Source organism: Pseudomonas sp. St386, assembly GCF_018325865.1.
Taxonomy (GTDB): Bacteria; Pseudomonadota; Gammaproteobacteria; order Pseudomonadales; family Pseudomonadaceae; genus Aquipseudomonas; species Aquipseudomonas brassicacearum.
In genome coordinates, this window is sequence record NZ_AP021900.1 from 6,691,112 (window position 1) to 6,704,957 (window position 13,846).

At 51.6% G+C, this 13,846-nt stretch carries 8 protein-coding genes; 6 read left to right on the plus strand and 2 right to left on the minus strand.

The window, feature by feature from the left end:
* The 6 genes from KI235_RS29785 to KI235_RS29810 all read left to right on the plus strand — a co-directional run bounded on the left by KI235_RS29785 (nucleotide 1) and on the right by KI235_RS29810 (nucleotide 9,286).
* Nucleotides 1-279, plus strand: coding sequence for a hypothetical protein (locus KI235_RS29785; RefSeq protein WP_003206947.1), 279 nt, complete (start codon nucleotides 1-3; stop codon nucleotides 277-279).
* Between the two features lie 84 nt (nucleotides 280-363).
* Nucleotides 364-4,782 carry an RHS repeat-associated core domain-containing protein gene (locus KI235_RS29790; protein ID WP_043042224.1) on the plus strand — a complete coding sequence of 1,473 codons (4,419 nt, stop codon included), beginning with the start codon at nucleotides 364-366 and terminating at the stop codon, nucleotides 4,780-4,782.
* Entirely contained in the window at nucleotides 4,773-5,183 is a 411-nt protein-coding gene (locus tag KI235_RS29795) for an SMI1/KNR4 family protein (RefSeq protein ID WP_013694578.1), read from the plus strand. The genes KI235_RS29790 and KI235_RS29795 overlap by 10 nt, the downstream gene beginning before the upstream one ends.
* A gap of 253 nt (nucleotides 5,184-5,436) precedes the next feature.
* The gene (locus KI235_RS29800; protein WP_060613128.1) at nucleotides 5,437-6,102 is read left to right on the plus strand and encodes a hypothetical protein; all 666 of its coding nucleotides are present in this window, start codon (nucleotides 5,437-5,439) and stop codon (nucleotides 6,100-6,102) included.
* A 231-nt stretch (nucleotides 6,103-6,333) separates the two neighbouring features.
* On the plus strand, nucleotides 6,334-7,242 hold the full coding sequence (locus tag KI235_RS29805) for a hypothetical protein (protein WP_145902402.1): 909 nt from the start codon (nucleotides 6,334-6,336) through the stop codon (nucleotides 7,240-7,242).
* A gap of 1,684 nt (nucleotides 7,243-8,926) precedes the next feature.
* Nucleotides 8,927-9,286: a DUF6124 family protein gene (locus KI235_RS29810; protein ID WP_060613130.1), complete on the plus strand. Its 360-nt coding sequence runs from the start codon at nucleotides 8,927-8,929 to the stop codon at nucleotides 9,284-9,286.
* 413 nt (nucleotides 9,287-9,699) lie between these two features.
* Here KI235_RS29810 and KI235_RS29815 read toward each other — a convergent pair whose 3' ends face one another.
* Both KI235_RS29815 and KI235_RS29820 read right to left on the minus strand, forming a co-directional pair.
* Nucleotides 9,700-10,563: a response regulator gene (locus KI235_RS29815; RefSeq protein ID WP_060613131.1), complete on the minus strand. Its 864-nt coding sequence runs from the start codon at nucleotides 10,561-10,563 to the stop codon at nucleotides 9,700-9,702.
* A 23-nt stretch (nucleotides 10,564-10,586) separates the two neighbouring features.
* A complete protein-coding gene (locus tag KI235_RS29820) occupies nucleotides 10,587-13,622 on the minus strand; it encodes a putative dsRNA-binding protein (RefSeq protein WP_081042374.1) in 3,036 nt (1,011 codons plus the stop codon).
* Between the last annotated feature and the right edge of the window lie 224 nt (nucleotides 13,623-13,846).

The following is a 13,846-nucleotide window of genomic DNA, read 5'->3' on the forward strand; positions in this document are numbered from 1 at the left end:
ATGGGACTGGAAGACGAATACGTCGGCGATGCCGATTGGCAGCATTTCGTGCGGTTGTACGAAGAGGACTACCTCGACGACAACGCACGCGCGCTGGCCAAGGCCATGGATGACAACCTCGACATGGCCGTCGTGCTCTACGGAAAAAGAGGGCTCAAGGAAGGGTTCTGGTGGCTGGAACAGACCGTGCCCGCCCTGGGCAACAAACGCCCGGCCGATTGCCTCAAGACCCCGAAACTGATCAAGCGCCTGAGAATGGCCCTGATGAGCATGCCGTAACCCACAAGGACACAGATGCAATGGAAGGCATCAAATTGCTTGAACCCACATTCCCCAGCCCCCCTACCCGCCTGAGCAACGTGCATGTCTGACGCGCTCTGGGCCGCCCGCCTGGGCGATGCACTCAACCACACCTCAATGATGGCCGACATCCTTGGCGGCGTATTGGAGGTGGCGGCCAACATCGCGATCACCGCCCTGGCGACCGCCGCCGTGGTCGCGGCCACGGGCATCACCGTGGTTACCGGCGGCCTGGGTTGCTTCGTCCTGGGCCTGGTGGTGGGCACCATCGTCGGCCTGGCCATGAGCAAGACCGGGGCCGACAAAGGCCTGAGCAATTTATGCGAGGGCATCGGCAACGCGCTCTTTCCGCCCACGGTGCAGGCCAACATCCTCACCGGCTCCAAGGACACCTTCACCAACAACATCCCCTCGGCCCGCGCCGCCGGCGCTGTTGTTTCCCATGTCGCACCGGCCGGCACCGAACTGGAAATGCCCGAGCCGGAAGAAGAACCCAGTTACCTGGACATGGCCGGGAATTTCTTCTCGCAGATGTGGCGCCCCACTGTCGCCTCGCCCGCCCCCGGTACGGAGACCCGGCCGGAAGACCTGGTGATCTGCACCAAGCACCCACCCATGCCACCGCAGTTCATGGCCGAAGGTTCGGACAAGGTCACCATCAACGGCCAGCCCGCCGTGCGCAGCGGCGACCGCAGCACCTGCGATGCGACCGTGGTGTCGGCCGGGCTGATTTCCCCTGACGTGACCATTGGCGGCGGTTCGGTGGTGGTGCGCGAGATCCGCAGCGGCAAGACCCCGGGCGTAGGCCTGGCGGTCACCGCGCTGCTGATGCTCAAGGGCGGCAAGGGCAAATTTTTCAGCAAACTGCCGTGCATGCTGGTGGGCGGCGCGGTGTCCATGGCCGTCAGCAGCGCGGCGAACGCGGCCGCCAACGCCGCCCTGGGTTCGTCGAACCCGGTGCATGCCGCTACCGGGGCCAAGGTGCTAGGCGGTGACGAGGACCTGGATTTCGTCTTGCCCGGCATCCTGCCGATTGACTGGCAACGCGTGTACAACAGCCGCGACGAACGCCAAGACAGCCTGTTCGGCGCCGGCTGGAGCGTCGCCTACGAAGTCCAGGTAGAAATCCTGCCCCACCCCGAGGGCGGCGAAACCCTGGTCTACACCGACGAACAAGGCCGGCCCATCGACATGGGTTCCATCCCGTTGGGCGGCGCGGTGTTCAGCGCCGGCGAAGGCCTGGCCGTGCGCCGCCATGTGAACGGGCAATTGCTGATCGAAAGCGACGACGGCCTGTACCGTTTGTTCGAACCTTCGCCAGCCAACCCTTCGCACCTGCGCCTGAGCCAATTGGGCGACCGCAACGACAACCGCATCCACCTCGACTACGACGATGCCGGACGCCTGGTGCGACTGCGCGACACCTTCGACCTGGTGCAAGTCGAGCTGATCCGCGAAGGCGAACGCGTCACCCACATCGAACGCCTCTACCCCGACCAATCGCGGGAAGTGCTGGTCAGCTACGCCTACGACGCGGCCAACACCCTCGCCGAAGTGCGCGACGCCACCGGCCAGGTGCAACGGCGCTTCAGCTACGACGCCGGGCAGCGGATGGTCGAGCACCAGTTGCCCAGCGGCCTGCACTGCTTCTACGAATGGGCCCTGATCGACGACCAGGAATGGCGCGTGGTCCGGCACTGGACCGACGAAGGCGACGCCTACCAGTTCGACTATGACCTCAAGGCGGGCATCACCCGCATCAGCGACAGCCTGCAACGCGTCAGCACCCGACACTGGAACAGCCAGCACCAGATCACCCGGTTCACTGACAACCTCGGCCAGACCTGGCTGTTCGAATGGAACGATGAGCGCCAGTTGCTCAGCGCTACCGATCCACAGGGCGGCCAGTACCAATTCAGCTACGACGACGCCGGCAACCTGCTAAGCGAAACCGACCCGTTGGGCCGCAGCGAATCCACCCTCTGGCTCGAACACTGGGCCCTGCCGCTGGTGGACACCGACGCCGCCGGCCACAGCTGGAAATACCGCTACGATCAACGCGGCAACTGCACGGAGGAAACCGACCCACTGGGCCACATCACCCGCTACCGCTACGACACCCACGGCCAGGTCGTGGAGATCATCGACGCCACCGGCAAAAGCAAAAAGCTGCGCTGGAACCCGTTCGGCCAATTGGTGGAGCACGTCGATTGCTCGGGTTACCCGACGCGCTTCAGCTACGACGCGCGCGGTTACCTGCAAATCATCACCGACGCCCTCGGCGAGCGCACCCAATTCCGCTACGACGCCCAGGGGCGTCTGCTCAGCAGCCAATTGCCGGACGGCCGCACCGAACACTACCAGCGCGACACCGCCGGCCAACTCACCGGCTACACCGACCCGGCCGGGCATACCACGCTCTACCAACACAACCGCCGCGGCCAGGTCCGCCAACGCACAGACGCCCAAGGCCGGCAGGTGCAGTTCGCCTACGACAGCTTCGGCCGGCTGCAAGCGCTGACCAACGAGAATGGCGAGAGCTACCGGTTTGCCTGGGATATCGGGGATCGGTTGATCGAGCAGCAGGACCTGGACGGCAGCGCCAAGCGCTACGACTACGACCGCCTCGACAACGTCGCGGCAGTGACGGCGATGCCCGCGCCCTACGGCACCGGCCTGGCGCTCGTTCCCGAAGCCCCACCGCCCCCCACCGTCCATCGCCTGGAACGCGACGCCGTGGGCCGGCTGATCGCCAAAGTCACCGACGATGGCCGTACCGAATACAGCTACGACCCGCTGGACCAACTCACCGCCGTCACCTTCACCGACCTGCAAGGCAACGCCCAGACCCTGAGCTTCGCCTACGATGCCCTCGGCCAGTTACTCGCCGAAAACAGCGCCGCCGGAAGCCTGCAACACCACTACGACGAACTCGGCAACCTGATCCAGACCCAACTGCCCGATGGCCGCTGGGTCAACCGCCTGTACTACGGCAGCGGCCACCTGCACCAGATCAACCTCGACGGCCAGGTCATCAGCGACTTCGAACGCGACCGCCTGCACCGCGAAGTGCTGCGCACCCAAGGGCAGATCAACACCCGCAGCGAATACGACCGCAGCGGCCGCCTGCGCGCACGGCAACGCCGTCACAGCAGCCAACCCTCGCTGCTGCCAGCGGCGGTGCAAAAACACTTCGAGTACGACCCCGCCGACAACCTCATCGGCAAACTCGACCAGCAACCCGCCGCGCAACAGCGCCAGCTCCTGCACTACGACGCCACCGGCCGCATCGTCGCCAGCCAGGACAGCCTGCACGGCCAGCGCGAAACCTTCACCTACGACGCCGCCGCCAACCTGCTGGACGGCCCGGCCCCCGGCGCCGGATTGGTGGTGCACAACAAGCTGCTGACCTACCAGGACAAACGCTACCGCTACGACGCCTTCGGCCGGATGATCGAAAAGCGCAGCGCCAAACGCGGCGTGCAGCACTTTGCCTATGACGCTGAAAGCCGCTTGATCGAGGTGCGCAACGGCGACGGCAGCGTGGTCAAAATGGCCTACGACCCGCTGGGCCGGCGCATCGAAAAAACCGAACACGACAGCAATGGTTACCCGCTGGGCGAAACTCGCTTCACCTGGGATGGCATGCGCCTATTGCAGGAAAGTCGGTACAACCAGACCAGCCTTTATCTTTATACGGATAACACCTACGAACCCCTTGCGCGGATCGATGGATACGGCGCGCATCAGAAAGTCCGTTACTACCACAACGACCTGAACGGCCTGCCAGAACAACTCACAGAAGCCGACGGCCATAGCGTCTGGCAAGCTCGCTTTGAGGTGTGGGGTAACCCCCTTCAGGAAATTCGTGAACCCTACTTCATCGAAGAGCAAAACCTGAGGTTCCAAGGACAGTACCTCGATCGAGAAATTGGGCTGCACTACAACGTTCTCAGGTTTTACGATCCCGACGTGGGTCGCTTCACTACGCCCGACCCAATAGGCTTGGCCGGGGGCCTTAATTTTTATGCCTATGCGCCCAACCCTATCGGCTATGCAGACCCTCTAGGCCTAGCAGTCGACCCGCTGATAAAACTGAAAGACCGTGGGTACACAGGCGTCACGAAGACACCCGGTGGAGGTCTCGACTATTCTGAAAGTAACGCGCTTTACAACAAAAAACCCGGCGTGAACCCAATCGTTAGAATTGAATACACCGGGGACTACGGGAAAGACTTCGAGGCCGCAAACAAGGCGGCCAACTTGAGTCAAAAAACGACGCCGTCCGGTCATGTATGGCACCACCTGGATGATTACGATCCCAAGACCAACACAGGCACGATGCAGCTCATCAAGCAAAACGCCCACAATGGCATAAGCCATAACGGCGGCGTAGCTCAATACAAAGCAGCTACAGGCAAGGCCTATACCCACCCAGCTCGTTTCAAGAGCAGAACAAAAGGAGCATCCAAATGCGGCTGACCCTCGAAGAATCCGAACGCGCCCTCTCTGTGCAAGAGTTGAATGAGTTCCAAGAAAAATTCAATGTGGAATTACCGACAGCCTTTAGGCAATTTTATCTAAAGCACAACGGCGGCGATTTGTCTGAGAGCAGTAGCGAGAATGATTTCTTGCTGGGTGGGTTCACTCCGATCAAATACGGACAAGCCCCTATCGAAACGGTCTATCGCGACTTGACGGACGACGTTCCGTTGCTAAAACAAATGATCCCCTTTGCGTACGATCACGGTGGCAATTCCTTCCTCTTATCCGTTAAGGAAGCTGACTTCGGGAATATTTACCTGTACTTGATGGATGAAGAGGATCTGGCGTTCGTATGCGAATCATTTGAGGAGTTCCTTGCTGAACTCACAGGCCAATAGAGCCGGTGGCGTCATCGCTGGACAGGCTTACCATGCTGCCTGGAAATAACCTACCCACGAGCCTGTGAAGCGATTGCCTCACGAGGCTCGCTCAGGTCTACGTATGAGTATTGGATTTCAAGAGGACGTTACGAATCCAGAGTCATCAAAAAAGAGCCGGCCGGCCCAGTTGCTCGTTGGAAAGTCGAGATTTTGAGCGAAGAAACGCGAATCGACGCAGGCGGGAACCAGACCCAGCGAGGCATTCAAGACCATGATCTTAAAAGAAATCTACCTATACCCCGACCTGGGCGAATTCAGCGACGAAATTATTCATCCGTTTCGCGACCAAAGCCGATCGATCTGCAACTTTCTTGAGCGCCACCTGAGTGCAGAAAAATTCGAAACGCCGAACTTCAAGAAAATCTGCTTTGTCGGCACCCGCCAAGCCGTCAATGAGCCCTATGTAAACTCCAGCGGCGCGCTCATCGTCAATGTCGGTCTGGACACCGAACTGTATAAAAAATGCACATCGGTCAACGAGCTCAATGAGTTCTTTATACAACTGTTGCTGGAAGGCTTGGAAAAATGCCGCCCACACATGGCCTTGCCCCTTGATCTGCTGAAAAACGCAATGGATGAGTTCCGCCGCAACCACTATAAAAACGAGTGGACCTTCAAGCAGAAAAAAATAAAAGGGTCGGACTATGTCTGCGCCCTGGAGTGCCAGTTAACCATCGACTGCTTCCTCATGAACCTTAAGGTCTTGAGGAAAGACACACCGGTACTCGACAAAGAAATTCTGCGAACCGCGCCCGACGAAATAGCGTTCGGTCCGTACCTCAAAGATCTCAAGGAAGAAGGCGGCAGAATAAAGGTCATCGACAAGTCGGGCGTGGCCTTCTACGCCACCACGGTTTCTAGCCTGGACAAGCTTTGACCGCGACCCGAGGAAGCGCCACGAAAGCTGCATCGCATCAATCATGTCACCCATAACAAACGGGCGAAATGCGTCGTTGGTGCCACGTGGAAGCGTGAGTTACCACAAAAAACTCTATTTGATATTAAGGTTTTCTTATTTAATGCAGATACATTAATGACCTCAATTAAAATTCACTCTAAATTAAAGGAATAAATCTTGGGAAATAGAAAAAAACAGCCTAGACCTATCGTGAACACTAAGAGCCCCGCTCGAACAGAGGTGCCAAAGCTATCAAAAACCGAAAGATTTTTTGCCTATGTAAAAGCTCATAAGATAGCCACCGTTGTGGTGCTGGCAATGCCCGCCACTCCATTTATCTATCAGGTGGCAGGTGATTTATCCGATGGTAAATGGTCTGGTGAGACGACGCTCTATCTGCACAGTGAACCGCTTGAAAGTGATTCGCCAGTTTATATGTTTTACGCAAGCCCTCGAATTTCAGAGTCAGAGCGCATCATAGTCCCCGTGGAAGTATCGGTATTCAATGACTCACGAAAGGCAGCGAAAAGCGTCAATCTGTCACTTAAATATGACAAAGCCACCGATCGCGACAAGCTACCTGAAAGCGCTCAGACGCACTCTGGCTCACTTGTCGAGGCAGACATATCACATGGTACAAATATAAAAGACAACTACGCATACTCAAACTATCGAATCGCACTGATGCCACCCGCAGATAAAATTTCTTTTATGGACGGTGCGTTTGCCATACCTAACTATTTAGGAAAAGACATGCCAGTCCATAGGTCGCCTGGTTCGGGGCTGGATGTCAAAATATCTCTATCTAGTGAAACTCAGTCAAAAGGCGAGTGGGACATTAGATACAGAGGGGTTATTGCTACAGACAATAAAGGAATAGAAGACTGGATCAAGCAGGACTATGGTGACTATATCGCCACTGAACTTAGGCAGAAAGAAGGATTTTGGCGTTATCTGTGGAGATGGGTCACGGCAACAAAGGTTACCGTATTTAGCTTTTCTCCTAAATATCGATATCATGAAAGTCAGAAAATTTATGTACCTCGCAAAGACCCTGAGGAATACAAAGGATATCGCTTTAGCCCTTACGCAAAAGAGTTAATTTTTGGCGTTAACTGAGCAATGCGCTTCCGAATTAGTTTTCGTCATTTTTCATTCGAACAAAGGATGTGAAATGAAACTGAATGGCCTCTAATCTTGTAGAGGTCATTTACTGCTGGTATGGGCCAATTGCTGACCTTTGTGATAGGGCAGCAACCGGCCAAAGCCGCTATACGAAAAGGGGTCAAAAAATGCTAAGGATGGGCATTACGAAGGCTTGTTTATTCTCCCTCCGCAACGCTTCCACCAAGCTACGAATCCTTGCGCCATTGCCTACAACTACGCCAGAATCCGCCCGCTTGTACGCCTTGCCCATGGCTTCTATCGTTTCCCTGCCACTGCCCTTCAATGGTCGGCTTGGCGGCCCGGTACACGAAAGGCGCAACAGCCCCCAATATGATTGCAAAGCCTCTGGCATTAGCATTCCTATGTTATGGCGGGTTGTGCAAGGATCCCTTCGGGATGCCGGGTTCCTTTCATTCCGGTCTGCCAACCTTTTGATTGACGGTACGCTTAAAGGCGAACAGTCTATCCCTGAGCGCGAAACCAGTTGCCTCTCAGCGGCGATAACTGGCGTAGGAACCCCGTCGGTCGATGGTTGGGACATCAGCGTAGGGTGAGACCTCTACACCCCTGCTTGAGGGTGTGTATATGAATATCAAGCTTAAAAATCGAGGGCTACTGTCACCAGTAGCCCTTTTCTTTGCCCGCCACAAAAGCGTGTAGCGCTTGTACAGCAGCTCGCCATGGCGGTCCCACAAAAGATTGGCGGCAGGCTCCCCATCCTTTGAGGTCCAGCCTGAACACCTTAAGGTGTATCGCGAGATAAGAAAAAACCCGCAAAACCGGCTCAAATGAAGATTTTCTTGGCGCACTGAAGAAAAACTGCGCCGAGGGCAGAAAATTAAAAGTTTTACCATGGGCTCCGCTGGTACGTGCGAGTCGAGGAGTCCTTCCGAAGATCCCTACTAAAATACGAACTGGTTCAGAGACGGCAGCAAAACTCCTATACGTGCAATACCTTAGTTCTAATGGCATGTTTAGCTGGACAGCTAAACATGCCATTAGAACTTATAATCGATCAATTTTTGATCTACCAAGACTCAGGAACAAGCTAGGATGGGCTTGAAGAACATCAAGGATTTTTACCGTACGGTTCCCCGCCCGACGCCCAATGACTGCTCAAACTCATTCATTGCTAACGAGCCGAATGCCGGAGAATGTCGCCTTCCTCTAGCCGCAGCACCACATCCCGCTGGGCGGCAAAACCGTCCAAAAAAAGCCGGAGTCTTCCTACAGAAAAACCGCTGCGCCAGCGAGCGAGAGCACGCTTCCTCGCCCCAAATCCTGGGCATTACGAAGGCTTGTTTACTCTCCCTCCGCAACGCCTCCACCAAGCTACGAATCCTTGCGCCATTGCCTACAACTACGCCAGAATCCGCCCGCTTGTGCGCCTTGCCCATGGGTTCTATCGTTTCCCTGCCACTGCCCATCAGTGGTCGGGTTTAGTAGCCCGGAAGTAGTAACGGTTGCATGAGTCTCATCAGTCAGGCATTGCCTGCACTCGATGGTGGCTGTGCGCATGGCGCCTTCGGGCGCGCCGGGATCCGTTACCTCTACCGGTCTACTAACTTGCGCACAGCTGCCTCCTTTCGTTTAGTAGCGAGATGGTTGCGGCCTACTCATTAGAGGTAACGCAACGATGTTCAAAATTACTCCAAATCCTCCTGAAACTGACTCGACGTCTACCCATTCCAGTCGCAAAAACAAAAAGCACGACGAAACCACCAAACGCGTCTTGGATCACTACCTGCTACCGAAACCGGAAAAATCCGAAGATGCATCCAAACCCGACCAGCTCTTCACCGTGGCAAAAAACGCCGACAACGAATGCCTGCTCGCCAACCTCAGCGAAAACCTCGCGTCAGCCGACGCGATGATCAGCAACCTAGCCTTCGACCTAGAAGGCCCCCGCCGCCACATCGCCCTCGGCATCCAGCAACTGATCGAACTGAGTTCTATGCTGGCGAACCGAGTGCTGGATAACGTCGATCCGCGCTAGCCGCGACACCACCACCTGTGGCGAGGGAACTTGCTCCCGCTGGATGGCGAAGCCGTCCCAAAAAAGGCTGACGCATTTCTCTGGATGAACCGGAGGAACCGCATCAACCGGTTTACGACGGCTGCGCCGCCGAGTGGGAGCAAGCTCCCTCGCCACGGATCGCCTACACCTCAAAAGCAGGCATGTAACTCGTTGCCGGCTTCGCGAGCAGGCTCGCTCTATAGGCGAAATCGTAAATGTATGCGCTTTAATGACGCAGATCTTGGGGATGCGTCATACCGGATCTTGCGCCAGTCATCGAATTCGAGGAGGATTGGTATTGATATCTCTTGGAAAATATCAGGGATACAAAAACAACAAATTTTAATAAATGGGGAGATATTAGACTGAGGCATAAATACCTCCCATTTTTTTCAAAAGTGATCTTCAATATAAGCTATTGCTTGCCTTATACCGAGCAGTTCGGTTTGAGGGCCTATCCTCACATAAAATAGCTCGTCACTCTTGCTTTGCCCCGCGACTTTCCACTTCAGAAACACGGGTCTATTACTGCGAAGACAGTTCACAGAAAACACAAACCTATCATTAATTTCTATTACCTCCGACCTGACAAACTCAGAAAACTCTGCGCCAATCGCCTCTCTGAAAACATTCCAAAAATGAAGTTGGAACTTATCATTATTAGGAAACAAATCGCCATCAATACCCAAAACATGCCCTTCATCGTTAATGCCGACTAGCAGCAGTCCACCTGAAGAGTTAAAAAATCCGGTTATTGTTTTAAGTACCGATAGCTCCATATCTCGATCTTTAGCACCAGTTCGCAGATTTACTCTCAAGGTCGATTTAAATTCGACAACATCTGTTTCACCACCTTTAATTATAGATAACAAGCTTGGGAGCCGTTGTCGTTTACTATCAAGGGCACGCTTCAGCTGCTGTGGAAGTTCAGTAATCAGATTCTCTTTGGTGACATAGTCGATAGCTCCTAATCGGAGTGCCTTGATTGTCTCTGTTTGACTACCCTCCCCAGAGACAACTATTGAAGCAAGGTTGAGATTTAATTTATTAATTTCTTGCAGAAGCCACAACCCGCCCCATCGACCTGGAGGCATTGCCAAGTCAATAAGAACAAAATCAAAAGTTTCTTTTTGTATTTTGAGTAGTGCATCCTCTCCATTAATTGCAAATTCAAAATTAAAATCGACCAACCCTAAAATTCGCACTATGCTAGAAATTACTTCCTGTTGATCGTCAGCCCAAAGAATATTTATCATAAATAGTTACCGCCACTCAGCTCTTAATTTTTGTGTACTGATGGGATCCAGACTTTAACAGTGGCCCCCGCATTTTCACCATTTGAAAAAGCTATGCTCCCACCGAGTTCCTTGGCAGTTAACATTACGGCCATGAGACCTATACCATGACCAATTTTTTTTGATGTTTTCAATGGAATGCCATTTTCCAATGCGACTAGTTGTTCTTCTTTAAATCCAGGGCCTACATCAGATATAACAAACTCCATACCCTCTAACTCTTTCTCTATGCTGTATGAGATGTAAATGTTCCCGCTACCGGTCATCGCTTCTACAGAGTTTTTAACAAGATTATTTATTAGTGCTCGTAAGCGAAGCTCGTCAGTACAGATCTCAACTTCCGAATCGCAAGGTGAAAAAATTAAATTAACCGAGCTCGGCACCCATGACCACAACTCGCTTATCAATGTTTTAATGAACATATTTATTTTTACGGGAGAAACAGTTGCTGAACCAGTTTCTGTGGATATATTCTTTACTACATTTAGTGCTGCTTTAGCTTTGTCCAAGTGGCCGCTGGCATCAGCAGCAAGCAAGTATCGTTCTCGCCCCATGCTTTTATTTTTTGCGTACTCAGAAGTAAAGCAATAGCCCAAGATGCTATTTTTTACATCGTGCAGTATAGAAGCTATTCGGTCATTTGCGGCCGTTTCATAAGGATCTTTAAAATAGTATTGCCACCAGAGCTCCAAGGATGCCTTTCTAGCGGCGCTTGTTGCAATCGAACCTATAGCGATTTTCAGAGAGCCCTCAGATGAAACTATTCTAGTTGTACCAAGTACGATCTTTAAGTCAGACAAAATTGGCGATAAAAGCACCGCCTCTTGCTCTCTTCTTGCAAGGCCTTTAATTGCTATACATAGTTCGTCATGCGCAATATCAAATTCAACGTTGATCGCACCATCCTTGGTATCCACAGCTTTGAAAATGTCGAGTAAACATAGATGCGCGCCATCGACCTCAAGGACTTCAGCAAGGGGATCTGCCTGACATGTTATGTTCGCTTCGCCTCGCCGGAGAAGTTTGAATTTCTCAACAATTTCCCCGACGCTGGTTACGACTACATCTCCGCCTTTTAAGCGAGAAATGGTTGCTTCAGAAATCAAATTTTTAAAAGCGTTTGTATTCCGTATATCGTGAGACTCTTGCAGGGGATCCGCTTCAGACAACTCCAATTCAAGATCAGCAATAGTTTTCGACAAACTACTATTTTTGTTTGAGTCTAGGCTCCTGCCAGCATGGCCGAAATACTTTACAAGACGCGATTTATTTGACTCAGACTCTAGCTCAACAAATTTATTTATTAACCCAATGAAGCGTTCGAATTCTGTAAAGGCCATACGCTTAACAAAATTTACACCTAAAAAATTTTTATTTATAAGTTTTGAAACCCTCAACGATTCATTCTTTCCTCCAGCATTGCTTGCCAAGCTAATGGAGTGTTCCACAACCCACTTTACAAAATGATACTGGCCAAGTTCAAATGCTGTAGCGGTTTCATTAGGCAAAACCGAATCAAATATATTTTTATTTTTTCGTGCGAGTTCCGACTCTAGTACAACGTTTGGCTTTCCCTCGTTGTTTTTAGAAAACTGTGTGTCCCCTTGGATATTTAGCAGGCCATCAAGATAGGCTGACTCAATTGTGATATTTGGCGTTGCGCTCCGCTGTTGATTACAAACTAACACATCAGTTTGAAACCTAACTTTCAAGCCAAGAAGTTGGCATTTCTCTTGGAATACTGACTTTACCGGGACGACCTCATCACGAGACAAGTTCATGCTTTTAGGTATAGTTACAAAGTGGTCTAAGAATATCGGCACATCACTAATCAACGTTTCTGCACACTCTAAATCTCGCCCTTTAACTAAGAACATCACGCCGAATAGCGCCTGAATAAATTCACACTTAGTCGCTTGAGTTAAATTTTTTTCTCCGTACCCTAATAAAAGTACATCACGCGTTAGCAGCTCTTCATACATCGTACTAATGCTACGCTCATTAACTAGCACCCTAACTACTTCTCGAATTCCTCCGGCTTTTGAAAGATCATCCAAACTAAAGTTTCTAATTATTGTATCGAACGCTATCCATTCAATGACAGCAGCTCCCAAAAAGGCCAAAACAGTATTGTTTTTACCTAAGATGGAGCTTCCCTTTGCTAAACTGTAGCTTCGATGAGTTAGAGCCAAGCTAACCAGAGGGGCAGACCAACTGGGCAGCTTCAGCTTTTCTACAATCACATTAATTCTACGAAAATTGATCGGTGGCGGCATTAATTTAGTTACTGAAATATAATCAATTTGGTTTTTTGCGTTTACCGACTTCTTTTTGCGTTGCCCTGGTATGGAGTATTTTTCAATAAACTGTTCTGCAGCCTGAAGTTCCGCCAAACGTTTAGATGGCCCGAAACCTTCATATTGGACGTCTAGAGCTTCGACCTTGACTTTAAAAAGCCTTGAATGTGCAGGCCCTGTTTCTTCAAGTAAAATATAACTGGGTAACTTCTTGCCAATACGTTGACAATATTCTTGAAGCTTTGTCTTGCTATCTTTTTCTGGGGCTATATCCATTGACTCTAGCGATAACAGCTTATCAACAAATTCGTTGTTTAGTCTTGTATAGCCGAAATTGTATTGAATTGATCCGATCAGCTGATTGGTAAGGGAATTATTTACTTCGACTGAGTTCTTTTCTTGCGTTGCAGCTCCGCGACCAAATCTTCCCTTGTTGGTCAACCTAATTTTTTTGCCAAGCTGCTCATAAACGCAAGCTTTTATTTTTCTTTCAGCTAAAGAGCAAGCACCAGGTTTTTTTTCAGAAACGTCTACAGCTCGACAAGCGGAGTATAAATTTATTACAGATTTTCCAAGCGATTCCCATGCATCAATTATTCGATCGTCAAGATTGTATTCTTTTAATTTTTCCGAGGCGTATTTCCTAGCCGATTTATGATGAAGCGCGGCCAACATAAAATTATTTTGTTCAATTTCGGCGGCTAGTTTTCTGATGTCATCCATGTCTACCCCAACCCTTGTAATAAATGCTGCGGATATCTTCTATTTAACTCTAAGGGCGCCCTTAATCAAAGTCTAAGCATTAAGTTGGCCAGTACCATTTTTTTCCGCATTTGGGCCCAACGATTTGCCCTTCCGAGCCAATGATGACAAGGCAACGTAGGGAGAAAAAAATCGCCTCGTAAGGAAGGCTACGGATGGACCGAGTCATTATTCTCGCCGTAATA